Origin of the sequence: Haemophilus paraphrohaemolyticus, assembly GCF_002015045.1 — a bacterium.
GTDB classification, from domain to species: Bacteria; Pseudomonadota; Gammaproteobacteria; order Enterobacterales; family Pasteurellaceae; genus Haemophilus_A; species Haemophilus_A paraphrohaemolyticus.
The window spans coordinates 76,073-99,471 of record NZ_MUXX01000004.1; the positions used below are offsets into that span (position 1 = coordinate 76,073).

Here is a 23,399-nt window from a genome sequence, read left to right on the forward strand (position 1 = left end):
TTGTTTATTCGGGGAGTAATAAAAATAAGGAGAATGATCTGCCCCCAAAAAAGTTAGACTGATTTAGTTCAAGGACTAAGTTCTGTAATTCACAGGGCTGAGTCCTTTTAGTTTCCCCTGAATACGCTCATGGTTGTAATAATGAATGTACTCGAGGATTGTTTTTCGGGTTGTTTGAACGTCTCAAATAGTTTACCGTAACAATATTCCGTTTTTAATCGTACTTTTGCTTCATGATTCTGTCCTTCATATCAAATATTGTCTTATTTTAGCATCTCACCAAAAATTTTCGGAATAAGTATTGACTTTAACCTTAGGTCAAGGTTTATGATTTGTGCTCATTTAGTTATCACATAGGAGAAAAACATGAAAAAACTTATGACTTTTATCACACTTAGCGCTGCTGCAGTTTCAATTTGTGCCCAAGCTAATGAACAACCGCATCAAGCACACATGAATATGCCGATGTCGACAGATTCTGCAATGCAACAAGAATTAATTCAAGGTATGAATCAAATGCACCAAGACATGATGGCAGCCTCGCAATATAAAGATCCTGATGTTGCTTTTGCAGCAGGTATGTTACCACACCATATTGGTGCAGTAAAAATGGCGGAAGTTGAATTAAAATACGGAAAAGATCCTGAGATGCGTAAGCTTGCTGAGAATATTATTAACGCACAACAAGCAGAAATTGAACAAATGCAAAAATGGCTTAAAGTGCATAATAAAAAATAAAAAAAGCTCCGTAAAATAATCTGACCCAAAAAGTTAGACTGATTTAGTTCAAGGACTAAGTTCTGTAATTCACAGAGCTCAGTCCTTTTAGTTTCCCTTGAATGCGCTCATGGTTGTAATAATGAATGTACTCATGAATCGTTTTTTCCAGTTGTTAGAACGTCTCAAATCATTTACCGTAATAACATTCCGTTTTTAATCGTCCAAAGAAGCTTTCCATCGAACTATTATCTAAACAATTTTCCTTCCTTGACATACTCTGTTGAATGCCATTCTCTCGTAAAATCGCCTGATAACCGACCATTTGATACTGCCATCCTTGGTTAGAATGCAAAATGGGTTTTGTGCCTTCAAGCCTTGTGACAGCTTGTATCATGTTAAGTTTAAATTCATGTGAGTAATTTCACTTCTTATCCAGCGCTGCTAACCTATTGATTCTACTATGATTAAATTGGTTAACCCAACATTCTGATGTTGTTTCGGTAAGTTGAAAATGCCTGTGGGTAAGTGAACGATTTTTACCATTTTGAAGATAAAATTCGATGATTTGTTGTTTGAAAAGAAAATTGTATTTGGTCATAAAAAATCTGCACCTTAGTTAGTTGGTTATTTAGTCCAACTTTTGGGGTGCAGATCATGTTTTGAATTAATGAATGCACAAGACGAATTAGAAGCTACGGCAAAGCAAAAATCACGCTGGCGTTTAATTTACCATCTAAATTTGTACTACATACAGTTGGGTTAATTATTAATAAAAGCGTCATCGAAAATGACTGTTCTTTACTGGCTGATTGTTATCGTTCATGTTTAGAATTTGCTAAAAAAAAGCGGTTTAAAATTGGTCGCATTTTGCTGCATCATCACTGGTGAGTTTCGGTTTCCAAATCAACAAGCAGCAGAAATAGCTGTTCAAACCGTACAAGATTTCTTGGCTAAAAACCCTGAAATGAGCGTAATTTTTAATGTATTTAAAGAGATTGATTTAATAATTTACCAAAAGTTACTTCAACAAAAGGAATCTAGCACATCTATATAGCATTGTCCTTTTTCCTTGCATTTTTGCAAAAAAGCGGTAAAATTCTACCGCTTATTTTCTATGAAAATAGAGATAAGTTTCGCACCCTCACCTCGAACGAGGGTTTATTTTTTACTATCAACAATTTAGAGGAAGGTTATGGTAACCATTCGTTTAACTCGTGGCGGAGCTAAAAAACGCCCATTCTATCAAATCGTGGTAGCGGACAGCCGTTCACCTCGTGACGGTCGTTTCATCGAGCGTATCGGTTTCTTCAACCCATTAGCAGCAGGTCAAGCTGAACGTTTACGTTTAGATGTGGCTAAAGTTGATGCTTGGGTTGCTAAAGGTGCTGCACTTTCAGATCGTGTAGAATCTTTAGTAAAAGAAGCTCGCAAAGCAGCTTAATAAGCGGTTAAATTTTTAAAAAATTTTGCAAAAGGTGACGAATATGAGCGAACAAAAAATTGAAGTTGTCGGAAAATTAGGGTCAACCTATGGTATCCGTGGCTGGTTACGTCTCTATTCTTCCACCGAAGAAGCAGAAAGTATTTTCGATTATCAGCCATGGTTCTTAAAAATTAAAGGTCAATGGCAACCTATCGAGCTAGAAAGCTGGCGTTATCACAGCAATGATTTGATTGTGAAATTAAAAGGTACAGACGACCGTGAAGCCGCACAATTATTAACTAACGCTGAAATTGGCGTAGATTTAAGTGTGTTTCCAGAACTGGAAGAAGGCGATTATTACTGGCACGATTTAATCGGCTGTTCAGTAGTAAACCTCGAAGGCTACACTATGGGCGTGGTAACTGAGTTAATGGAAACAGGTTCAAATGATGTGCTAGTGGTTAAAGCAAATAGCAAAGATGCTTTCGGCAAACAAGAACGATTAATTCCGTTCTTATACGAACAAGTAGTTAAAAGAGTAGATCTCGCCACCAAAACAATTACGGTGGACTGGGACGCTGGTTTCTAACCTCAGGTATGCGGTGTGAGCTTTGGCTTTTAGATAAGCAAGAACATTGAGGAAGTGACGATGTGGATTGGTATTATTTCACTGTTCCCCGAAATGTTTAAAGCAATTACCGATTTTGGGGTCACAGGTAGAGCAGTAAAACAAAATCTTTTACAAGTGCAGTGTTGGAATCCGCGTGATTTCACCCATGATAAGCATAAAACCGTGGACGACCGACCTTATGGCGGTGGGCCGGGAATGTTGATGATGGTGCAGCCGTTGCGAGATGCAATTCACGCAGCAAAAACAGCCGCTTGTAAAGAAGATGGGATGGCGGCGAAAGTGATTTATCTTTCTCCGCAAGGGCGTAAGCTCGATCAACAAGGCGTGCAAATGCTGGCTTCTAATCAAAAGCTGATTTTAATCTGCGGACGATATGAAGGGGTTGATGAGCGATTGATTCAAACCGAAGTAGATGAGGAATGGTCAATCGGAGATTACGTTCTCACAGGAGGCGAATTGCCCGCAATGACATTGATTGATGCCGTTGCACGATTCGTGCCTGGAGTGTTAGGTAAACAGGCTTCTGCACAGGAAGATTCCTTCGCAGAAGGGTTATTAGATTGCCCACATTACACCCGCCCTGAAGAATTAGATGGCTTGCCTGTCCCAGAAGTGCTGATGTCGGGACACCACGAAAACATTCGCAAATGGCGGTTGGAACAATCGCTTGAGAGAACGTGGTTACGACGCCCTGAGCTATTGGATAGCCTAGCTCTGACTGACGAACAACAGAAGTTGTTGCGACAAATCAAGCAACGACACAAAATCAGTTAATTCTAGGATTTAGAAGGTTTTTAAAATGAGTAACATCATCAAACAACTTGAAACAGAACAATTAAAACAAAACGTACCTAGCTTCCGTCCAGGTGACACATTAGAAGTTAAGGTATGGGTAGTAGAAGGTAGTAAAAAACGTTTGCAAGCGTTCGAAGGCGTGGTTATTGCAATTCGTAACCGTGGCTTGCACTCTGCATTCACTCTACGTAAAATTTCAAACGGCGTAGGGGTTGAACGTGTATTCCAAACTCACTCACCTGCAATCGATAGCATTGCTGTTAAACGTAAAGGTGCGGTACGTAAAGCCAAACTTTACTACTTACGTGAGCGTTCAGGTAAATCTGCACGTATCAAAGAGCGTTTGGGTGCATAATCCGTCGCTTAATGCGAAATTTAAAAACCTTGGGGAAACCCAAGGTTTTTATTTTAAAGGATTTGTTTTTCATCAAATAGCCTACAAAGCATACAATCAACCGTAATTCCCAAAAAAAATCTTGATCTTGTTAAAAAAACAAGTAATATATGTATCTGTTACGCAGTATTAAGGGTCGTTAGCTCAGTCGGTAGAGCAGCGGACTTTTAATCCGTTGGTCGAAGGTTCGAATCCTTCACGACCCACCACTTAAACTGCTCAACTCTCTAAAGGGTCGTTAGCTCAGTCGGTAGAGCAGCGGACTTTTAATCCGTTGGTCGAAGGTTCGAATCCTTCACGACCCACCACTTTAGAATATCCCTTTTGGGGTCGTTAGCTCAGTCGGTAGAGCAGCGGACTTTTAATCCGTTGGTCGAAGGTTCGAATCCTTCACGACCCACCATCTAAAAAATTCTCTTTTTTATAAGTTAAATCTACTAATTTCATTTCTATTTTTAGGATAGGTTATAGTAAAATTTCAAGCTGATTATAAATTCATTTTAAATTATGCGAAAAAAGATACTACTTTCACTTGGCATGTTAGCCATTGTTGCCGTCTGTGTGTTCGGATATTGCTACCAAAAAATCAATGATCTTGCCCATCATCCCTTAACTATTCATGCCGACCAATTTTTTATTGTTGAAAAAGGCACATCAAGCCAAAAATTGGCAAAACAGCTGGAAGAGCAAGGCATTGTGCAACACGATGACGCTGCTCTTTTGCCTTATCTGATTCGCCTCAATCCTGGGCTCTCTCGTTTTAAAGCAGGCGTATATTCGCTAAATAATTTAAAAACCGTCGAAGATTTGCTCAAACATCTTAATTCGAGCAAAGAAGTACAGCTCAATGTGAAGTTTATTGAGGGCAAAACTTTCAACACTTTCCGTGAGCAATTAGCCAACGCTAGCTATTTAGAGCAAACTTTAACGGGTAAAAGTGAAGCTGAAATTGCCAAAATGCTTGGGCTTTCTCACGAGAAATTAGAGGGCTGGATTTCGCCTGACACATACAATTATGTGCCTTACTCGAGCGATTTTGACCTCCTTAAACGTGCTTACCACAAGCAACAAAAAGCCTTAGATGAAGCTTGGCAAAATCGAGCGGAAAATCTACCGCTTGCAAATCCGTATGAGATGCTGGTTTTAGCCTCTATCGTAGAAAAGGAGACGGGCGTGGCAAATGAACGCCCGCAAGTGGCTTCAGTATTTGTGAATCGCCTCAAACAAGGCTGGAAATTAGAAACCGATCCAACAGTGATTTATGGCCTGGGCGAGCGTTATAATGGTAAAATCTACAAAAAAGATTTGCAAGAAGCGACGCCTTACAACACCTACATCATCAATGGCTTACCGCCAACACCGATTGCAATGCCAAGCGAAGCTGCATTAAAAGCCGTTTCGCAGCCCGATAGCACGCCTTACTTTTTCTTTGTTGCCGATGGTGCGGGCGGACATAAATTTAGCCGCTCACTCAATGAACATAACCAAGCGGTGAAAGAATGGCGTAAAATTGAGCGTGAACGTAAACAAACCGAACAAAAATAGGGAAAAATAAGATGATACGGGGTAAATTTATCGTGTTAGAAGGCTTGGAAGGGGCGGGAAAATCGACCGCGCACCAAGCGATTTTGGCACAACTCAGCGAACTGGGCATTAACGATGTGGTTTTAACGCGCGAGCCAGGCGGCACGCCATTAGCAGAAAAATTACGCCATTTGATTAAGCACGACTTAGAAGAGCCGATTTGCGACAAAGCAGAATTATTGATGCTTTATGCAGCACGTGTTCAGTTGGTAGAAAATGTGATCAAACCAGCCCTTGCCGAAGGAAAATGGGTGCTAGGTGATCGCCACGATATGTCATCGCAAGCGTATCAGGGTGGAGGTCGCCAGATTGACCGCAAAATTTTAGATAACCTAAAACGTACCGTGTTGGGTGATTTTGAGCCAGATTTAACGATCTATTTGGACATTGATCCTGCTGTAGGGCTTGAACGCGTGCGTGGTCGTGGTGAGTTGGATCGCATTGAACAACAGAGTTTAGATTTCTTCTATCGCACGCATCAACGCTATTTGGAACTCACCCAAAATAACGACAAAGCGGTGATTATTGATGCCGAGCAACCATTAGAGAAAGTGACTGCCGACATCAAACAAGCAGTCGAAAATTTCGTGAAAAAAGCAAAATGACCGTGATTTCTCTTCAGTCGCTCTACCCGTGGCAGCAAGCGATTTATTCGTACATCACCCAGCCTTTCAGCCAAGGGCGAGGGCATCACGCCTTATTGTTCAAAACCGAAGCGGGGCTAGGCAGTGAGGCACTGATTCGTCATTTTGCCCATTGGTTGCTCTGCCAGAATAAAAATGGCAATGAGCCTTGCCATCAATGCAAAAGTTGTCTGTTGGCACAAAGTGGTAACCACCCCGATTTTCACCAGCTTGAGCCGATTGAAAACAGAGATATTGGCGTAGATCAAGTGCGTGAAGTGCTAGCGATTTTGCAACGTTTCGCCCAACAAGAAGGCAACGTGGTGGTGTATATTCGCCAAGCGGAACGATTGACTGAAGCGAGTTGCAATGCCTTGCTAAAAACCTTGGAAGAACCGCACGACGGCGTTTATTTCTTGCTGGAAACTGATTTGCAAGCCCCAATGATGGCAACTATCCAAAGCCGTTGCCAAACCTGGGTGCTGCATGCTCCCGAAACGCCCATCGCCTTGCAATGGCTACAAATACAGTGCCCGCAATTTAGCGAAGCCGACATCGAAACTGCCTTGCGTTTATGTCACGGTCGCCCGCTGATTTGCAAAACGTTCTTAGAAAACGACCGCTTATCCGCCCGCAAAGCCTTCTTGCAAACCTTCTGGCGTTTCTACAAAAACCGCGATCCGTTTTTACTGCTCAGTCAGTTCGAAAAAGAGCAGGTAGAGACGCAATTGGAATGGCTAGAAAGTTTTTTCAGCGATACACTCAAAGCCAAAATGGGAATGACCACCGGCTGGGTGAATCATGATTTAGACAAAGGCATTTGGCTTTTCAGCGATGCCCTTTCTGCTCAACAACTTCTTAAAGGCTACGACATCTTGTGTGAGACTGAAAAAAACATTAATGAAATCAATGCAGTAAATGTCGAATTGATGTTGGCGAATGGTTTAACGAGATTGGTGTTGGAGGTGTTTTAAAATTCAACACCAATTTCGTGGAAGATAGCTTTGAAAGGTATAGTAGGGGCTATAGTAATGCGAAATTTAATTACGCATTCGTATATTCTGCCTTTTCATTCAACCAACGTTTAATCAACGCTTCGGCAAGCGGTGGATTTTCGACAATAATTTGCTTGGCGTAACGTTGCACCAGCGGAATCATCTTACGGTCTCGCATTAAATTTGCCACTTTAAATTCCGCCGAACCAGTTTGTTTCGTGCCAAGAATTTCGCCTGTGCCACGAATTTCCAAATCTTTCTCTGCAATGTAAAAGCCGTCTTGGCTATCTCTCATCACTTGCAGGCGTTTACTGGAAATTTTGCCTAGCGGTGGTTTATACATCAGCACACAGTGCGAAGCGGTAGCCCCACGACCAACGCGCCCTCGCAGTTGATGCAGCTGTGCTAAGCCCAAACGCTCCGAGTTTTCGATAATCATCAGGCTTGCATTCGGCACGTCCACACCTACCTCAATCACTGTGGTTGCTACCAACAAATCAATGTTTGCGGCTTTAAATTCCGCCATTATTTCTTGTTTTTCTTGTGGTTTCATTCGTCCATGTACCAAACTAATCCTCAAATCAGGCAAGGCTCGTTGTAAATCTTCAGCAATTGCTGCCGCAGCTTGAGCCTCTAACACTTCCGATTCATCAATAAGCGTGCAAACCCAATAGGCTTGGCGTTTCTCATTTTTGCAGGCTTGATAAACACGTTGCACAATTTCAGAGCGGCGATCTTCTGAAATAGCCACCGTCTTAATAGGCGTTCTCCCAGGTGGCAATTCATCGATAATCGACGTATCTAAATCGGCATAAACTGTCATCGCTAGCGTGCGTGGAATTGGCGTTGCAGTCATAATCAGTTGATGTGGATAGTGATCGGCTTTTGCTCCTTTTTCGCGTAACGTCAAACGTTGATGCACACCAAAACGGTGTTGCTCGTCGATAATAATCAACGCTAAGTCCTTAAATTCTACGCTTTCTTGGAACAGGGCGTGCGTGCCAATAATCATCTGCACATCGCCATTTTTGATCGCTTCCAGCTGGGTATTCCTCGCTTTACCTTTCACTTTTCCCGCCAGCCAGCCGACTTCAATCCCAAACGGACGAAGCCAATTGGCGAAGTTATTAGCGTGCTGTTCAGCCAGAATTTCCGTCGGTGCCATCAAGGCAACCTGTTTGCCGTTATCAATAGCGGTGAGTGCGGCAAGTGCTGCGACTAAGGTTTTTCCCGAGCCTACATCGCCTTGCACCAATCGCATCATCGGTGACGCTTGTGCTAAATCTCGTTCAATATCTTCGGTAACGCGTTTTTGGGCGTTAGTGGGTTGGAATGGCAGGCTCTCCAAAAAGCGTTGTTTTAAATCGGTTTTATAACTTAACGGTTCGGCATATTGTTGTTTTACGCCTAAGCGAAGTTGCTGCATTGCGAGGTTGTGTGCCAAAAGTTCCTCAAAAATCAACCGTTTCTGAGCAGGATGCTCTCCTTTTTCTAATACCTCAGCTGATACGCTCGGCGGTGGGCGATGCAACAACGCCAATGCTTCTTTCAAGCTATATTGATGTGGATTGTATTGCTCAGGCAACAGCTCGGTGACTTGCACATTCTGCAATACCGCCAAGGCTTGCTCGGTCATTTTACGCAGTGAAGCCTGTTTCAATCCTTCGGTGGTGGAATAAATCGGCGTAAGCGTTTCAGCCAATTCAAGCGGTTGATTATTGCGAATAATTTGATATTCGGGGTGATGGATTTCCGCCATATAACGCCCGCGTTTAATCTCACCAAAGGCTTTCACGCGCACGCCCACGGCAAGGCTATTTTTCATTCCTGCATTAAAATTGAAGAACTTGAGCATAATTTTGCTCGTGCCATCGGAAAGCGTGACTGATAAAATTGGACGACGCCCAAACTGCACTTCAGTATGCTGCACATAGCCTTCAATAGTGGCAAAACTCTCGGGGAGAATATCGGAAATTGGTGTAATCCTCGTACGATCCTCATACCGCATCGGTAGATGGAAGAGCAGATCTTGCACATTGTTGATACCAATTCGACTAAGTTTTTCCGCGATAGCAGCCCCTACGCCTGAAAGGCTCGTGAGTGGCACACCGTCTAAAAGTTGAGTATTCATTGCAAAAATGTTGTTAAAAATAACCGCTTGATGGAGTGGAATTATAAAGAAGGCTGGAAATTTATACAAGTTTTCTCAGAAATTTGTGCTTTTTAAGAACTTATTTCTCGGTTGATCATCTTAATGAATGCGTAATTTCACGCCGATTGATAAGGAATAAAAAATGAAATTAATCTCTAAAATGTTTGTCTTAAGTTTAGTGATGGGCATTGCTGCTTGTAGCAACCTAAATAAACAACAACGCAACACAGCGATTGGTGCAGCCATTGGTGGTGTTGCGGGGCATGTTATTGGTGAATCAACAGGTGCAACCTTAGGCGGAGCTGCTTTAGGTGGCGTGATTGGTAGCCAAATTAAGTAATGTAAAGCGGTCATTTTTCCCACGCATTTTGCAAATTGCATAAGAAAAATGACCGCTTTTTTTACTCTTCCAGATTACTCAACTGTCACAGACTTCGCCAAATTACGCGGTTGATCGACATCAGTCCCTTTAATTAGTGCAACGTGGTAAGAAAGTAGTTGTAGTGGCACGGTGTAGAAAATTGGTGCAGTGACTTCGTCCACTTTCGGGAACACTAACGTTTTGTAGCCCAAACCTGCATCGAGGTCGGCGAAGATGAATAATTGACCACCGCGTGCTTTCACTTCTTCAATGTTTGATTTCACTTTTTCGAGCAAATCATTTTCAGGGGCAACGACAATCACTGGCATTTCGCTGTCGATTAATGCTAACGGTCCGTGTTTTAATTCGCCCGCGGCATAGGCTTCAGCGTGAATGTATGAAATCTCTTTTAATTTCAACGCAGATTCCATTGCGATTGGGTAGAATTCGCCACGGCCTAAGAATAAACTGTGTTGTTTATCTGCAAAGTCTTCTGAAAGTTTTTCGATCTCTTTTTCGTGTGTTAATGCGGCTTCAATTAACGCGGGTAAACGTTGCAATGCGTGAACGATATCTGCTTCTTGCACTGCTGAAACGTTGCCTTTTAAGCGACCTAATGCCGCCGTTAAAAGTAATAAACAGGTTAATTGGGTTGTGAAAGCTTTGGTTGAAGCTACGCCCACTTCCACGCCCGCACGAGTCATAAAGGCGAAATCTGATTCGCGAACTAATGAAGAGGTTGCCACGTTACAGATGGTCATTGCCGCCATAAAGCCCGACTCTTTCGCCAAGCGTAATGCTGCTAAAGTATCTGCAGTTTCACCTGATTGTGAGATGGTTACCAGCAAGCTATTTGCACGCGTTACAAATTTGCGGTAGCGGAATTCAGAGGCAATTTCCACATCACACGCCACGCCTGCGATCGATTCTAACCAGTAACGTGCCACCATACCAGCGTTGTAAGACGTACCGCAAGCCACGATTTGAATGTGTTCTACTTTTGATAAAATCTCTGCCGCATTTGGTGCAATGGCTTCTAAATTCACTTTTCCTTCTTTGATGCGACCGTCTAACGTATTCATAATTGCCACAGGTTGCTCGAAGATTTCTTTCTGCATATAGTGGCGGTATGGGCCTTTGTCTGCTGCATCTTGTTCGAAGTTGCCTTCGTGAATTTCACGTTCAACTTTGTTGCCTTCGCGGTCGTAAATATCAACTGAAGTGCGGGTAATTTCCGCCACGTCGCCTTCTTCTAAGTAAGCGAAACGGTGGGTTACGCTTAATAGTGCAAGAGGGTCAGAAGCAAGGAAGTTTTCGCCGATGCCGTAACCGATAACCAGCGGAGAGCCTGAACGTGCTACAATTAAATGCTCTGGCTCTTCTTCATTTAATACCACTGTGCCGTATGCGCCGCGGAGTTGTTTCACGGTTTTTTGTACGGCGTCTAATAAAGAATTTGACGTGCGGAATTCCCATTCAACCAAGTGAGCGATAACTTCAGTGTCGGTTTGCGATTGGAACACATAACCGCGTGCTTGTAATTCTGCGCGTAATTCTTCGTAGTTTTCGATAATACCGTTGTGAACAACAGCAATTTTGCCTGAACGGTGTGGGTGTGCATTGGTTTCGGAGGGTTCACCGTGGGTTGCCCAGCGGGTGTGTGCGATCCCGGTGCCGCCTAATAATGGTTTAGCTTCTAACGCGTCGTCTAAGGCTTTTACTTTACCTACACGACGGAGGATTTGCATTGATTTATCCGCTCCTAAAACCGCCACGCCTGCAGAGTCGTAACCACGATACTCTAAGCGGTGTAATCCATCGACTAAAATTGCTGCTACATCACGTTGTGCTACCGCACCGACAATTCCACACATAAATTTTATTTCCTAATGTTTGTTTAATTTGAGTTTAAATTTATAGATTTCTTCGTTTTTTTCTGCCAAATCTCCTTTCCCCCTCTTTAGCAAAGAGGGGGAGGGGAGATTTGGCAGTAGTAATTAACGGAGAAAATACACGATAAAATAAGTACTATTTCGCCACAATCACTTCTACGCCGTTTTGTTCAATCAAAACTTTCGTTTCGTAACTTAATTGGCTATCAGTGATGATTTTGTCAATCTTCGACCAATCAAGTTCCACATTGGGCATTTTTCTTCCGATCTTTTGTGATTCGATTAACACAATTACTTCACGGCTCACTTCTGCCATCACTTGGCTTAACCCGACTAACTCATTGAATGTCGTTGTGCCTCGTTCTAAATCTAATCCATCAGCCCCAATAAAAAGCTGGTCAAAATCATAAGAACGAAGGGCATTTTCTGCCACTTTGCCTTGAAAGGATTCCGAACGTGAGTCCCAAGTTCCACCTGTCATTAACACTGTTGGTTCACATTCCAAGGTTGTTAGTTCGCTGGCAAGCGAAAGAGAATTGGTCATAATTACCAAGCCTTTTTGGTTCAAGGCTTTTACCAACGCCCCAGTGGTGCTGCCGCTATCAATAATGATGCGATTGTGATCAGAAATAATTTCACAAGCCGCTTTGGCAATAGCTAACTTTTGTTTCGAAAGCTGTTCTTCGTTGTTTTCTTCTTCCATCAATTCTGATGGTATATTGATTGCTCCACCATAGCGACGTAATAAAAAACCGCCTTCTTCTAATACCCGTAAATCCTTGCGAATGGTGACTTCTGAGGTATCAAAAAACTGGGCAAGGTAATCAACGCTTAATTCATTTTGCTCCATCAGCATAGAAACAATCAGCTGACGGCGTTGTTGAGTATTTCGTTTTGACATAATTTATAAACCATTAAGTTTCGATTCAAAACTTTGCGAATTATAATGAAATTTTAACCGCTTGCAAGCATAAAAAATGGCTAGGGGTTGCCTAGCCATTGTTTTTACATTCAAAGCAATATTACGCCTTCACACCCTTTTTCAAAAACGCTCCCTTATTTGAGTAAGTCGAACATTGCAGACATTGCCACATTACCTTCCTAATTGACGTTGAAGTAGTGTTGGCATAATTGCAAAATTAAAAAGAAAACCGGTCGATTGGTCGGTTTTTTGTAGGTTACTTCTTAGATTGTTTATTTAAAATATAAATAATACCTTGTGTTACTGCAATGGGTGCAACAAATGCAGTAGTTAATGTTGTATAAGCTACATAAACAGGCATTGATAACGTTATAGTTGTCAGTTCTAAGGCGATATCATCGGCTATAACTTCTTTATGTGATGTTCTTCGCACTAAAGAAATTTCAATTGGTTCAGGCATTGAAAATTTACTGATTATTTCATCTCTATTATTAAAGCGAATTCGCTTTCCAAATGCTCGGTATTGCCGTTTTAATGCTGGCTGATTAGCTTTCCAGTTCGGATTTCTAAGTTTTACTGCGGATAAGAAATCCGAATGAATATAGCTAATAGGATTAAACCAATATTGCTTTTGCAACTGCTCTTTTTCCTCTTTACTATATTTGCTTTCATCTAAATAAACGGTGTATTCGCCAGTGACCTCATTATCAAGGCTATCTAATTTCATTGTAAAAAAGAGTGTTTGTTTTGCATAAGGGCTAGTCAAGAAATGTTGCATTGCTTCAACATCTTGATTTTGTAAAAGATAGTCCGACTGCTCACCTATCAGATAAATTTTATTTTTTTCAATCATAAAGGCATAAATTTTTTCTGTGGTTTTTATGGGTTTGTTAATATGGATAACGCAACTCGTGAGCAAGCAAATTAAAATAAGATAAAGTTTTTTCATTGTTATTTTGTGGGACATTTGTAGTATGGGGAAAGTGAAACGTTTGTGATGTTTTCCTCAGTAATATCTTTCAAAACAACTGAGCACCCCATTGGCTTAATTTCATATTGATGCCCGGCTTTAGGGATAAATGATGCACGATCATCTTGGCGTTCTCCTCCATCGGTGGCACCCAAAGTAATGGTTTTTATCAGAAATTTTCGAATAGTATCATAGCCCGTAATTGGACCATACTGGCATAATTGTGTTGTTTCAGTCTGGCAAGGTTTTCCCGCAACGCGGCAAACAGCTTTACTGATTTGATGCGATGGGGTAAGATTGATTATTTTATCCGTGGGAATGACGTATTCTCTAAACGTATAATTTTCCTTCTGAGCGATATCTGAGTCCTCGGTTTGAGTCATACCTATTCGATGTTGCCCACCACCAAACCATCCGGTAGGGCGAAGATGTATTCCTTTCTTATCTTTTTCACAATCCATGATTTTTACATTGATTTCGCCATCCTTTCCTATATTAAAGATTCGGATACGGGCATGTTTTGTTGCGTCATATTCTTGAGGATTGATGATTTCTTTTGTTGCACATCCTGTAAGCAGTATTGCAAGCATCAGTGTTTTCCATCTATTTTTCATATATCTCCCTTCTTTGGATAAAAAAACGACTAGGCAAAGCCTAGCCGTTAAATATATTACGCCTTCACATTTTCTTTCAAAAACCCTAACAACCGCTCTTTCGCAATCATCTGTTTCTCACCAGAACGACGGTTCTTATATTCAATTTCGCCATTGTCTAGATTTTTCTCGCCAATTACCACCATATGCGGTACGCCGATAAGTTCCATATCGGCGAACATCACGCCTGGGCGTTCTTTACGGTCGTCAAAAATCACGTCTACGCCTTGTGCTTTTAAAGTAGCGTAAAGCTCTTCGGCGAAGGCTTGGACCTTTTCCGATTTGTGCATATTCATCGGTACAATGGCGACAGTGAATGGGGCGATTTCGTCTGATGGCCAGATGATACCGCGATCATCGTGATGCTGTTCAATCGCTGAAGCCACCACACGAGTTACGCCAATACCGTAGCAGCCCATTGTCATCACAAGAGGTTTACCATCTTCGCCTTGAACCGTCGCTTTCATCGCTTCAGAGTATTTTTTACCCAGTTGGAAAATGTGACCCACTTCAATCCCGCGTTTGATTTGAAGCGTGCCTTTACCATCCGGACTTGGATCACCTTCCACTACGTTACGTAAATCAAATACTTCTGGCATTACTACATCGCGTTCCCAGTTCACGTTGAAGTAGTGTTTGCCGTCGATATTCGCACCACAACTAAAATCAGACATTAACGCCACAGTGCGGTCAATAATTGCAGGAATATTAAGATTTACCGCGCCTAACGATCCCACACCCGCACCAATTTTCGCTTTGATTTCAGTTTCGTCCGCAAACTCAAGGGGATCTGCTACTAACGGATGTTTTTGTGCTTTGATTTCGTTTAATTCGTGGTCGCCGCGAATAATCAACGCAACAATCGGTTGATTTTCGTCTGCACCTTTCACAATCAAGGTTTTCACGGTTTTCTCGATTGGCAAGTTGAATTGCTCCACCAACTCCGCAATGGTTTTCGCATTTGGTGTATCAACCAATGTCATTTCTGCGGTTGGTGCTTGACGCTCACCGATAGCTACTGCCTCAGCAAGCTCAATATTCGCGGCAAAATCCGATTCTGTTGAGAATACAACATCATCTTCACCACTTGAAGCTAACACTTGGAACTCATGGGAAGCAGAACCACCAATAGACCCCGTATCCGCTTGTACCGCACGGAAATCTAAGCCTAAACGGTTAAAAATGTTACTGTACACTTGATACATCACATCATAGGTTTCTTGTAAACTTTCTTGGGTGGTGTGGAAAGAGTAGGCATCTTTCATAATAAATTCACGCGAACGCATCACGCCAAAACGAGGACGCACTTCATCACGGAATTTCGTTTGAATTTGGTATAAGTTCAGTGGAAGCTGTTTATATGAAGAAACTTCACGACGCACTAAATCGGTGATTACTTCTTCGTGAGTTGGCCCAAGTACAAAGTTACGGTTTCCGCGGTCTTCAAAACGAAGAAGCTCAGGACCATATTGCTCCCAACGGCCTGATTCTTCCCATAATTCTGCAGGCTGCACCACAGGCATTAATACCTCAATTGCACCACCTTTGTTCATCTCTTCGCGAATAATCTTTTCTACTTTTTTCAATACGCGAATACCCGTCGGCAACCAGTTATATAAACCTGATGCCATTGGGCGAATCATACCTGCACGCAACATTAATTGGTGGCTTACGACCTGTGCATCATTTGGCGTTTCTTTAAGGGTGGAGAATAAATATTGACTTGTACGCATTGTTTTTCCTATTAAAAATGGTAAATAAATTTATCTGCAAAAATGGGGCTATTTTAGCGTAAAAAGGCGGGGTGTGGTATGATTGCCCACAATAAATACAGAAATTCAGCAAGGAAATAAGATGATTGTTGTTACCGCAGGTCACGTCGATCACGGCAAAACCGCACTATTGCAAGCCTTAACAGGCACAAACACGGCTCACTTACCTGAAGAGAAAAAACGTGGGCTGACCATTGATTTGGGCTACGCTTATCTGCCAATTGAAATGCCAAATAGCACGCAAGATATTCTTGGCTTTATCGATGTGCCAGGGCATCAACGCTTTTTGTCGAATATGCTTGCAGGCGTAGGCGGTATTCAGCATGCTTTGTTGGTAGTTTCCGCCGAAGAGGGCATTAAGCCGCAAACCGAAGAGCATCTTGAGATTCTGAAATTGCTTCGTTTTTCACACATTATGCTGGTGATTACCAAAGCGGATCGTGCGGAAGTAAGCCAAATTGAACAACTGATTCAAACCATTCAGAGCCGTTATCCTTTTTTGGCGGAAGCGCCTGTTTTTGTGACTTCGGCACATACAGGGCAAGGCATTGAAACACTAAAAACTCATCTTATTACGCTAAACGAACAAGCCAAAAATGCGACCGACAAACCGTTCCGCTATGCGATTGACCGCGTGTTTACCGTGAAAGGTGCGGGCGTGGTGGTTACAGGTACAGCCGTTGCGGGGCAGGTCAAAATCGGCTCGGAATTTTATCTCTCAAGCGGTCAAAAAGTGCGGATAAAAGGCATTCACGCTCAAAATAGCCCATCGGAAATTGGTTTAGCGGGGCAACGCTTGGCACTCAACATTGCGAACGTGGAAAAAGAGCAGGTGCAGCGTGGTGATTGGATTACCGAACTCGTTCCACATTTTGCGACTGACCGCATTACCGTACGGTTCAACGTGATTCAGCCGTTAAAAGAGAGCACCGTTGCCCATCTTTACCATTTTGCTTCTCATATCACGGGCAAAGTGAGCTTGCTCAACGCCAAACAAGCGGTGGAAAATGGCGATTATTTTGCAGAAATTTTGCTGGATGAGCCGTTGCACATTGCGGTAAACGACAGATTGATTATCCGCAGTGGCGATGACCGTCAAACGCTTGGCAGTGCGGAGGTGTTGGAGATTCATTCGCCTAAACGCCACAAACGTAGCGAAGCTCGTCTTGCTTTTGTCAATGAATTGGCAAAAACAACCGCTTGCGATGATTTCAATGCTCGTCTGGCGTTGATGTTGCAAAATCGTGCTTTGGCGTTGGATTTCTTGCTTTGGGCAGAACAGTGTTTTGCTAGCCAATTACCTGAAAATACAGATGCGATAGTTTACAATAAGTGGATTTTCTCCTGCAAATTTAAGCAACAAATCCAGCAAAGAATGGTCGAGAAACTAACGGAATATCACGCCAATCATCAAGATCAACTCGGGCTTTCTAAAACGCGTTTATATCGAATGGCGGTGCTTGAGCAGCCTGAAGTTTTAGCATTGCAGTTAATGGATGAATTGGTGGCAAAAGGCGAGCTTGCTCAAACGCGTGGTTGGTTGCATTTACCTGATCATCGCATTGAATTCTCGGCTGCAGAATTGCAAATTTGGCAGCAAATTCGACCGCTTTTTGAAGCAACTAACCAAGCACTTTGGGTGCGAGATATTGCTTCTGAACTCCATGCGGATGAAACTGAGATGCGAAACTTGCTCTACAAAGCAGGAAAATTAGGCTATGCCGTGCCGATTGTGAAAGACCGCTTTTTGCTCACTGAACAAATCCAACAATTTGCAAGCTGGATTAAGGCATTCGTGCAAGCTCATGGCGAGATTTCGGTTAATCAATTACGCGATGAATTGCAATATGGGCGTAAGCTCACGGTGCAATTGATGGAGTATTTCGACCGCACAGGTTTTCTCCGTCGTAAAGGCAATGTGCATCTGTTGAGGGATGTGGAGAGTTTTTAATATTGCCCCCTCTTTGCTAAGGAGGAGAAGTTTCTTAGAAAAATATATGATGAAAAAAAAATCCCCTCGTGCGGTTGCCGCACAAATTATTTTAGAGGTGTTGGATCAGGGGAAGTCGCTTTCTACCCTCATCCCTGAAGCTCAACATCAGCTTGAGCCAAAAGATTTACCGCTGGTGCAAGAGATGACGTTTGGCATCTGTCGTGTGTTACCTCGTTTGGAAAGCATCATCAAGCAATTAGTGGAAAAACCGCTCAAGGGTAAAACTCGCTTGGTGCATTGCCTGCTGTTGGTTGGGTTGTATCAACTGCTTTATATGCGTGTGCCAGCTCACGCGGCAGTAGATGAAGTAGTGAATGCGACTAAAACGCTGAAGCTCGATAGCTTCCGTGCCTTAACCAACGGTGTGTTGCGTCGTTTCCTGCGTGAGCAAGAGCAAATTCTTGCTGTAGTCGATAAACATTGGCAAACGCTTCACCCTGAATGGTTTGTGAATAAAATTAAAAAAGCCTATCCGCATTGGCGTGAAATTGTAGAGGCGAATAATCAGCGTCCACCGATGTGGGTTCGTGCCAATGTGCAGCATGTTCAGCCGAAAGATTATGTGGCTTTATTGGGCGAGTTGGCAAATCAACGTGAAAATCCGACCGCTTGCGTGCCTGATTGTGCCATTTTGCTTGAGAATCCAGTGTCGGTAAACCAATTGCCTCACTTCGAACAAGGATGGGCGACGGTGCAAGATGCTCACGCACAATGGTCAGCAGAACTCTTGAATGCTCAAAATAATGAGACAATTTTAGACGCTTGTGCCGCGCCTGGTGGCAAAACCACGCATATTTTAGAAAGATCCCCACAAGCGGTCGTTTTTGCGTTAGATATTGAAGAAAATCGCTTGAAACGTGTGCGTGAGAATTTAGCGCGCCTCAACCAAACTGCGACGGTGATTTGTGGCGATGCGAGCGAGCCTGATACATGGCTTGAAAAAGGCGTGATGTTTGACCGCATTTTGCTTGATGCACCTTGTTCGGCAACGGGGGTGATTCGTCGTCATCCTGATATTAAATGGCTTCGCAAAGAAGCGGACATTACTGAACTTGCCAGCTTGCAAGCCAAGATTTTAGAGGCACTTTGGGCAAGATTAAAACCAAACGGCATTTTGCTTTATGCGACTTGCTCGATTTTGCCAGAAGAGAACAGCTTGCAAATTCAACGTTTCCTTGAAAATCACTCGGATGCCGAATCGGTAGAGATGGATTTTCACGGTGAAAAAGTGACCGAAAAACAATTCTTCCCACAACCTAATGGCGGAGATGGATTCTTTTATGCGAAGTTGAGAAAAATTGGCTAACTCGTAGTGCGTGCGGACGAAGTTCACGCACGCAAGCGGTAGGTTTTTCATAACAAAATGCAAAAGTGTGCGTGGATTTACAATCCACACCCCCTACAACTACAACAAATTATCTATGAAAATAATCATCCTCGGAGCGGGGCAGGTGGGTTCAACGTTGGCTGCTTCGCTTTCTAATGACGAAAACGACATCACGCTGATTGATGATCGCCAAGATTTGCTTGATAAATTACAGGAAAAGCACGATTTACGTGTGTTAAAAGGCAATGGGGCGTCGCCGCGTATTTTGCGACAAGCAGGGGCGAACGATGCAGATATGCTGGTGGCGGTAACTGATAGCGATGAAATCAACATGATCGCCAGTCAAGTCGCTTATAGTTTGTTCAAAGTGCCGACTAAGATTGTGCGAATTCGTAATAGTGACTATGTGCGTGAGCGTGAAAATCTGTTCGGCAACGACAATTTGCCGATAGACCACGTGATTGCCCCTGAATTGTTGGTGCAAAAGGATATTTTACGTCTGATTAACTATCCTGGGGCGTTGCAGGTGGCGCATTTTGCCGATGATTTAGTCAGCCTAGTGAGTGCGAAAGCCTATTATGGCGGCCCGTTGGTGGGCTATCCGATTTCCGCTTTGAACGATCATTTGCCTTATATTGAGGCTCGCATTGTGGCAATTTTCCGCCAAGATCGTGCCATTATCCCGCAAGGTTCAACTATTATCGAAGCAGGTGATGAAATTTTCTTTATCTGTGAAACGCAAAATATCAAGGCGATTATGAGTGAATTGCAACGCTTAGAACGTCCGCATAAGCGGGTGATGATTGTGGGTGGTGGTACAATCGGTTTGGGTTTGGCGAAGGATTTGGAAAATCAGTGTAGCGTGAAAATCATCGAACGCAACCGTGAAAAAGCGGAAATGCTTTCTGCCAAATTGGAAAAGGCGTTGGTATTGCAAGGCGATGCCTCGGATCAAGAATTGTTGTTTGAAGAGCACATCGAAAATATCGACTTGTTTCTTGCCCTGACGAGTGATGACGAAGCAAATATTATGGCGGCACTGTTGGCAAAACGTTTAGGGGCGAAAAAAGCGATTGTGTTGGTGCAACGAATGTCTTATTTGCACTTAATTCAAGGCGGAACGATTGATATTGCGATGTCGCCACAGCAATCGACTATTTCTGCACTTTCTAGCTATGTGCGTAAAGGCGATATTGTGAAAGTAGTTTCACTCAAACAGGGTTTAGCTGAAGGGATTGAAGTGGTTGCTCACGGCGATGAGGAATCCTCCAAAGTAGTAGGGCGAAAAGTACGAGAACTTAAGCTCCCACAAGGGGCTATTGTTGGGGCAATTGTGCGAAATAATCAGGTGATGATTGCTCATAAATCCACTGAAATTCAAGCCGAAGACCATGTGATTTTGTTTGTAAACGACAAGAAACACGTGAGCGAAATTGAAAAACTGTTCCAAGTGAGTTCGTTTTTCTTATAGCGACTCCATGCATAAAAAACCGACCAAGCGGTCGGTTTTCTTTTGGTTATTCCTTATTAAGGAGAAATTCCTCGCAAAATCGGATTCTGCATCGAGATGAGGGTTTCTGTCGATTGAATCTCATCAATGCTTTGGATTTTTCCTGCAAGCACTTGGTGTAGCTCTTCGATGGTGTGGGTCATCACTTTGATAAAAATGGAGTAATTTCCCGTGGTGTAGTAAGCTTCGACCACTTCGGGGAAGTCGTTGAGTTTGGTGATCACTTTTTCGTAATCTTTTGCCGATTTGAGGATGATGCCGATAAAACAGCAGACATCGTAGCCAAGTTTGCGTTCGTTGATTTTGAGTTGTGTCGCTTCGATCACGCCAGATTGTCGCATTTTTTCCACGCGAACGTGGATAGTTGCGGCACTCACACCCGATTGCTTTGCAATTTCGGTGTAGGGCGTTTTGGCATCTTTTACTAAGGCACGTAAAATTTGTTGATCGAGCTGGTCTATGGGTTGTTTGAAAGCGGTCAAAATTTCCTCACAATTTACATTTTATTAAATAATATTTAAAATTTAGCATAGATTATTAAATTATATCTAATCTTATTTTTACTTTATTATGAATTCATCTAAAAAAGATTGAGTTTTTTAATAATTCCTTTAAATTGAACGCCATTCCGTTAAACAACATCAAAATTTTATAGAAAAAGGTAGGAAACAGATGAAAAAATCATTTATTTTGCAACAAAACGAAATTAGCTTTGTAAAAAACACGTTTACACAATATTTAATCGATAAATTAGGCGTGATTGAGGTGCAAGGCCCGATTTTGAGCCAAGTGGGCAATGGGATGCAAGACAACTTATCAGGGATCGAAAAAGCGGTGCAAGTAAATGTGAAATGTATTCCAGGTGCAACGTTTGAGGTGGTACATTCATTAGCGAAATGGAAACGCCACACGCTCGGTCGTTTTGGTTTCCAAGAAGGCGAAGGTTTGTTTGTGCATATGAAAGCGCTTCGTCCAGATGAAGACTCGCTTGATCCAACTCACTCGGTTTATGTGGATCAGTGGGACTGGGAGAAAGTGATTCCAGCAGGTCGCCGCAATTTTGATTATTTAAAAGAAACGGTAAACGAGATTTACAAGGCAATCCGTTTAACTGAATTAGCCGTGGAAGCACGTTTTGATATTTCTTCTGTGTTACCAAAACAAATCACCTTTATTCACAGTGAGGATTTAGTGAAACGCTACCCAGATTTATCAGGTAAAGAGCGTGAAAATGCGATTTGTAAAGAATATGGTGCGGTGTTCTTGATTGGTATTGGTGGTAAATTATCGGATGGTAAACCGCACGATGGTCGTGCACCAGACTACGATGACTGGACAACAGAATCGGAAAACGGTTACAAAGGTTTAAACGGCGATATTTTGGTATGGAATGATCAGTTAGGCACAGCTTTTGAGCTTTCTTCAATGGGTATTCGCGTGGATGAAAAAGCGTTACGTTTACAAGTGGAAATCACAGGTGACCAAGATCGTTTAGAGATGGATTGGCACAAAGAGTTGCTTGCGGGTAAATTACCTTTAACCATCGGTGGTGGTATTGGCCAATCTCGCTTGGCGATGTTCTTACTTCGCAAACAACACATTGGTGAAGTGCAATCAAGTGTATGGCCAAAAGCGATGTTAGAGAAATTCCAAAATATTCTTTAATAGATAAGAGAATGAAGCCCCAGACAAGCGTCTAGGGTTTTGTTTTTCTTGAACGAAAAGGGAGAAGAGAGTAGCATTTGCGGGAATTTATTGAGTAAAAAATATGAAACCGACTATTCTCTTATATGATTCGGGCATTGGTGGCTTGACGATTTATGATGAAGTGCGAAAAGCCTTGCCTAATGCCCATTATTTATATTGCTTTGATAATGCGTTGTTCCCTTATTCGGAAAAATCGGAGCAAGAGCTGATTACACAAGCGGTCAAAATTGTGCAAAAGATTGCAGAAAAACAACCGCTTGATTTGGTGGTAGTAGCGTGTAACACGGCAAGCACGGTGGTATTGCCTGCTTTGCGAGCAAATTTTACTTTCCCAATTGTGGGAACCGTGCCTGCGATAAAGCCTGCGGCGACAATATCTGAGACAAAAACGATCGGTCTATTGGCGACGGTTGGGACGATCAAACGTCCTTATGTGTTGGATTTGATTCAGAAATATGCTTCGGATTGTGAGGTAGAAAAGATTGGGCAGACAAAAATTGTGGAACTCGCTGAAGAAAAATTATTGAATGGCAAAGTAGATGTAGATGCTTTGGCTGATTGCGTGAAAGAGTGGAAAGTGCATTCAAAATTGGATACAGTGATTTTGGGCTGTACGCATTTTCCTTTTTTAAAAGCCGAATTGCAGCAGGTGTTACCAACAGTGAAGTTTTTTGTCGATTCGGGCGAGGCGATTGCGAAACGAGTGAAGTCGTTAATTGCCGAAAAATCTAATTTTAATGGCAAACAGGACGCAAAAAATCAGGCATTCTGCACAAAATTGACCGATGATTTTGCCGAGCGCGAGAAAATTTTAAAACAGTGGGGTTTTGAAAGCTTAAATGTGATTGAGATTTAACACTAGAAAAACAGCAAAAATGGATGGTTATTCATACTTTTCGCATAAAGTTTCAACAAGCGGTAAATTTTTTAAAATTTTTTGCAAAAAACGCTTGCATGAGTTTTATTTTTCTCTAT

The 23,399-nt window shown here is 42.5% G+C and carries 23 protein-coding genes, 3 tRNA genes and 2 pseudogenes; 19 read left to right on the forward strand and 9 right to left on the reverse strand.

Going from position 1 to position 23,399, the window contains the following annotated elements; all coding sequences use genetic code 11:
* Positions 1-75: 75 nt before the first annotated feature.
* A pseudogene (locus tag B0184_RS10845) lies at positions 76-221 on the reverse strand (IS3 family transposase); the annotation flags it as partial.
* A gap of 145 nt (positions 222-366) precedes the next feature.
* Here B0184_RS10845 and copM point away from each other — a divergent pair.
* Entirely contained in the window at positions 367-738 is a 372-nt protein-coding gene (copM, locus tag B0184_RS03675; RefSeq protein WP_005708668.1) for a CopM family metallochaperone, read from the forward strand.
* A gap of 55 nt (positions 739-793) precedes the next feature.
* Here copM and B0184_RS10715 read toward each other — a convergent pair.
* Positions 794-1,108, reverse strand: a pseudogene (locus tag B0184_RS10715) (transposase); the annotation flags it as partial.
* Between the two features lie 326 nt (positions 1,109-1,434).
* On the opposite strand from B0184_RS10715, the gene B0184_RS10720 reads away from it, so the two are divergent.
* The 12 genes from B0184_RS10720 (at position 1,435) to B0184_RS03735 (ending at position 7,144) form a co-directional block, all read left to right on the forward strand.
* A complete protein-coding gene (locus tag B0184_RS10720) occupies positions 1,435-1,608 on the forward strand; it encodes a macro domain-containing protein (protein WP_232609931.1) in 174 nt (57 codons plus the stop codon).
* Positions 1,553-1,774, forward strand: coding sequence for a macro domain-containing protein (locus B0184_RS10815; protein ID WP_332835002.1), 222 nt, complete (start codon positions 1,553-1,555; stop codon positions 1,772-1,774). The genes B0184_RS10720 and B0184_RS10815 overlap by 56 nt, the downstream gene beginning before the upstream one ends.
* A gap of 138 nt (positions 1,775-1,912) precedes the next feature.
* On the forward strand, positions 1,913-2,161 hold the full coding sequence (gene rpsP / locus B0184_RS03690) for a 30S ribosomal protein S16 (protein ID WP_005708666.1): 249 nt from the start codon (positions 1,913-1,915) through the stop codon (positions 2,159-2,161).
* 43 nt (positions 2,162-2,204) lie between these two features.
* On the forward strand, positions 2,205-2,732 hold the full coding sequence (gene rimM / locus B0184_RS03695) for a ribosome maturation factor RimM (protein WP_005708635.1): 528 nt from the start codon (positions 2,205-2,207) through the stop codon (positions 2,730-2,732).
* A gap of 60 nt (positions 2,733-2,792) precedes the next feature.
* Positions 2,793-3,548, forward strand: a complete 756-nt coding sequence (gene trmD, locus B0184_RS03700) for a tRNA (guanosine(37)-N1)-methyltransferase TrmD (RefSeq protein ID WP_005708636.1) — start codon at positions 2,793-2,795, stop codon at positions 3,546-3,548.
* 25 nt (positions 3,549-3,573) lie between these two features.
* Positions 3,574-3,924, forward strand: a complete 351-nt coding sequence (gene rplS, locus B0184_RS03705) for a 50S ribosomal protein L19 (RefSeq protein ID WP_005706147.1) — start codon at positions 3,574-3,576, stop codon at positions 3,922-3,924.
* A 172-nt stretch (positions 3,925-4,096) separates the two neighbouring features.
* Positions 4,097-4,172: transfer RNA gene (locus tag B0184_RS03710), tRNA-Lys, on the forward strand.
* A 23-nt stretch (positions 4,173-4,195) separates the two neighbouring features.
* A tRNA-Lys gene (locus B0184_RS03715) sits at positions 4,196-4,271 on the forward strand.
* 19 nt (positions 4,272-4,290) lie between these two features.
* Positions 4,291-4,366 (forward strand) — tRNA-Lys (locus tag B0184_RS03720).
* Positions 4,367-4,470: 104 nt separating this feature from the next.
* The gene (mltG, locus tag B0184_RS03725) at positions 4,471-5,508 is read left to right on the forward strand and encodes an endolytic transglycosylase MltG (protein WP_039851330.1); all 1,038 of its coding nucleotides are present in this window, start codon (positions 4,471-4,473) and stop codon (positions 5,506-5,508) included.
* Between the two features lie 14 nt (positions 5,509-5,522).
* On the forward strand, positions 5,523-6,152 hold the full coding sequence (gene tmk, locus B0184_RS03730) for a dTMP kinase (protein WP_039851334.1): 630 nt from the start codon (positions 5,523-5,525) through the stop codon (positions 6,150-6,152).
* Positions 6,149-7,144 (forward strand): DNA polymerase III subunit delta', encoded by a 996-nt coding sequence (locus B0184_RS03735; RefSeq protein ID WP_005708641.1) that lies wholly within the window; start codon positions 6,149-6,151, stop codon positions 7,142-7,144. Before tmk ends, B0184_RS03735 begins: the two co-directional genes overlap by 4 nt.
* A gap of 70 nt (positions 7,145-7,214) precedes the next feature.
* Here B0184_RS03735 and recG read toward each other — a convergent pair whose 3' ends face one another.
* On the reverse strand, positions 7,215-9,296 hold the full coding sequence (gene recG, locus B0184_RS03740) for an ATP-dependent DNA helicase RecG (protein ID WP_039851333.1): 2,082 nt from the start codon (positions 9,294-9,296) through the stop codon (positions 7,215-7,217).
* A gap of 181 nt (positions 9,297-9,477) precedes the next feature.
* Here recG and B0184_RS03745 point away from each other — a divergent pair, with 181 nt between their 5' ends.
* Positions 9,478-9,657 carry a glycine zipper 2TM domain-containing protein gene (locus B0184_RS03745; RefSeq protein ID WP_371510915.1) on the forward strand — a complete coding sequence of 60 codons (180 nt, stop codon included), beginning with the start codon at positions 9,478-9,480 and terminating at the stop codon, positions 9,655-9,657.
* A 74-nt stretch (positions 9,658-9,731) separates the two neighbouring features.
* Here B0184_RS03745 and glmS read toward each other — a convergent pair whose 3' ends face one another.
* From glmS to proS, 5 genes are all read right to left on the reverse strand, one after another.
* On the reverse strand, positions 9,732-11,552 hold the full coding sequence (gene glmS / locus B0184_RS03750; RefSeq protein WP_005708652.1) for a glutamine--fructose-6-phosphate transaminase (isomerizing): 1,821 nt from the start codon (positions 11,550-11,552) through the stop codon (positions 9,732-9,734).
* A 154-nt stretch (positions 11,553-11,706) separates the two neighbouring features.
* Positions 11,707-12,471 (reverse strand): DeoR/GlpR family DNA-binding transcription regulator, encoded by a 765-nt coding sequence (locus B0184_RS03755; RefSeq protein ID WP_005708662.1) that lies wholly within the window; start codon positions 12,469-12,471, stop codon positions 11,707-11,709.
* A gap of 277 nt (positions 12,472-12,748) precedes the next feature.
* The gene (locus B0184_RS03760; protein WP_226397032.1) at positions 12,749-13,441 is read right to left on the reverse strand and encodes a hypothetical protein; all 693 of its coding nucleotides are present in this window, start codon (positions 13,439-13,441) and stop codon (positions 12,749-12,751) included.
* 2 nt (positions 13,442-13,443) lie between these two features.
* Complete coding sequence (locus B0184_RS03765) at positions 13,444-14,076, reverse strand: hypothetical protein (protein ID WP_005708651.1); 633 nt, start codon at positions 14,074-14,076, stop codon at positions 13,444-13,446.
* 56 nt (positions 14,077-14,132) lie between these two features.
* Complete coding sequence (gene proS / locus B0184_RS03770) at positions 14,133-15,848, reverse strand: proline--tRNA ligase (RefSeq protein WP_005708665.1); 1,716 nt, start codon at positions 15,846-15,848, stop codon at positions 14,133-14,135.
* A 121-nt stretch (positions 15,849-15,969) separates the two neighbouring features.
* Here proS and selB point away from each other — a divergent pair, with 121 nt between their 5' ends.
* From selB to trkA, 3 genes are all read left to right on the forward strand, one after another.
* Entirely contained in the window at positions 15,970-17,838 is a 1,869-nt protein-coding gene (gene selB / locus B0184_RS03775; protein ID WP_005708654.1) for a selenocysteine-specific translation elongation factor, read from the forward strand.
* Positions 17,839-17,887: 49 nt separating this feature from the next.
* The gene (gene rsmB, locus B0184_RS03780) at positions 17,888-19,186 is read left to right on the forward strand and encodes a 16S rRNA (cytosine(967)-C(5))-methyltransferase RsmB (RefSeq protein WP_039851332.1); all 1,299 of its coding nucleotides are present in this window, start codon (positions 17,888-17,890) and stop codon (positions 19,184-19,186) included.
* A 115-nt stretch (positions 19,187-19,301) separates the two neighbouring features.
* Complete coding sequence (trkA, locus tag B0184_RS03785; protein ID WP_039851327.1) at positions 19,302-20,678, forward strand: Trk system potassium transporter TrkA; 1,377 nt, start codon at positions 19,302-19,304, stop codon at positions 20,676-20,678.
* A gap of 56 nt (positions 20,679-20,734) precedes the next feature.
* Here trkA and asnC read toward each other — a convergent pair whose 3' ends face one another.
* On the reverse strand, positions 20,735-21,199 hold the full coding sequence (gene asnC, locus B0184_RS03790; RefSeq protein ID WP_005708649.1) for a transcriptional regulator AsnC: 465 nt from the start codon (positions 21,197-21,199) through the stop codon (positions 20,735-20,737).
* Between the two features lie 190 nt (positions 21,200-21,389).
* Between asnC and asnA the strand changes: the two genes are divergently transcribed.
* Entirely contained in the window at positions 21,390-22,382 is a 993-nt protein-coding gene (gene asnA / locus B0184_RS03795; protein ID WP_005708647.1) for an aspartate--ammonia ligase, read from the forward strand.
* A gap of 103 nt (positions 22,383-22,485) precedes the next feature.
* Entirely contained in the window at positions 22,486-23,280 is a 795-nt protein-coding gene (gene murI, locus B0184_RS03800; RefSeq protein WP_005708639.1) for a glutamate racemase, read from the forward strand.
* Positions 23,281-23,399 lie beyond the last annotated feature (119 nt).

What these genes read in the sequence shown, in the direction of transcription:
- copM (WP_005708668.1), top strand. Translation starts at nt 367, where the DNA reads ATGAAAAAACTTATGACTTTTATCACACTTAGCGCTGCTGCAGTTTCA.
- rpsP (WP_005708666.1), top strand. Translation starts at nt 1,913, where the DNA reads ATGGTAACCATTCGTTTAACTCGTGGCGGAGCTAAAAAACGCCCATTC.
- rimM (WP_005708635.1), top strand. Translation starts at nt 2,205, where the DNA reads ATGAGCGAACAAAAAATTGAAGTTGTCGGAAAATTAGGGTCAACCTAT.
- trmD (WP_005708636.1), top strand. Translation starts at nt 2,793, where the DNA reads ATGTGGATTGGTATTATTTCACTGTTCCCCGAAATGTTTAAAGCAATT.
- rplS (WP_005706147.1), top strand. Translation starts at nt 3,574, where the DNA reads ATGAGTAACATCATCAAACAACTTGAAACAGAACAATTAAAACAAAAC.
- mltG (WP_039851330.1), top strand. Translation starts at nt 4,471, where the DNA reads ATGCGAAAAAAGATACTACTTTCACTTGGCATGTTAGCCATTGTTGCC.
- B0184_RS03735 (WP_005708641.1), top strand. Translation starts at nt 6,149, where the DNA reads ATGACCGTGATTTCTCTTCAGTCGCTCTACCCGTGGCAGCAAGCGATT.
- recG (WP_039851333.1), bottom strand. Translation starts at nt 9,296, where the DNA reads ATGAATACTCAACTTTTAGACGGTGTGCCACTCACGAGCCTTTCAGGC.
- B0184_RS03745 (WP_371510915.1), top strand. Translation starts at nt 9,478, where the DNA reads ATGTTTGTCTTAAGTTTAGTGATGGGCATTGCTGCTTGTAGCAACCTA.
- glmS (WP_005708652.1), bottom strand. Translation starts at nt 11,552, where the DNA reads ATGTGTGGAATTGTCGGTGCGGTAGCACAACGTGATGTAGCAGCAATT.
- B0184_RS03755 (WP_005708662.1), bottom strand. Translation starts at nt 12,471, where the DNA reads ATGTCAAAACGAAATACTCAACAACGCCGTCAGCTGATTGTTTCTATG.
- B0184_RS03760 (WP_226397032.1), bottom strand. Translation starts at nt 13,441, where the DNA reads ATGAAAAAACTTTATCTTATTTTAATTTGCTTGCTCACGAGTTGCGTT.
- B0184_RS03765 (WP_005708651.1), bottom strand. Translation starts at nt 14,076, where the DNA reads ATGAAAAATAGATGGAAAACACTGATGCTTGCAATACTGCTTACAGGA.
- proS (WP_005708665.1), bottom strand. Translation starts at nt 15,848, where the DNA reads ATGCGTACAAGTCAATATTTATTCTCCACCCTTAAAGAAACGCCAAAT.
- selB (WP_005708654.1), top strand. Translation starts at nt 15,970, where the DNA reads ATGATTGTTGTTACCGCAGGTCACGTCGATCACGGCAAAACCGCACTA.
- rsmB (WP_039851332.1), top strand. Translation starts at nt 17,888, where the DNA reads ATGAAAAAAAAATCCCCTCGTGCGGTTGCCGCACAAATTATTTTAGAG.
- trkA (WP_039851327.1), top strand. Translation starts at nt 19,302, where the DNA reads ATGAAAATAATCATCCTCGGAGCGGGGCAGGTGGGTTCAACGTTGGCT.
- asnA (WP_005708647.1), top strand. Translation starts at nt 21,390, where the DNA reads ATGAAAAAATCATTTATTTTGCAACAAAACGAAATTAGCTTTGTAAAA.
- murI (WP_005708639.1), top strand. Translation starts at nt 22,486, where the DNA reads ATGAAACCGACTATTCTCTTATATGATTCGGGCATTGGTGGCTTGACG.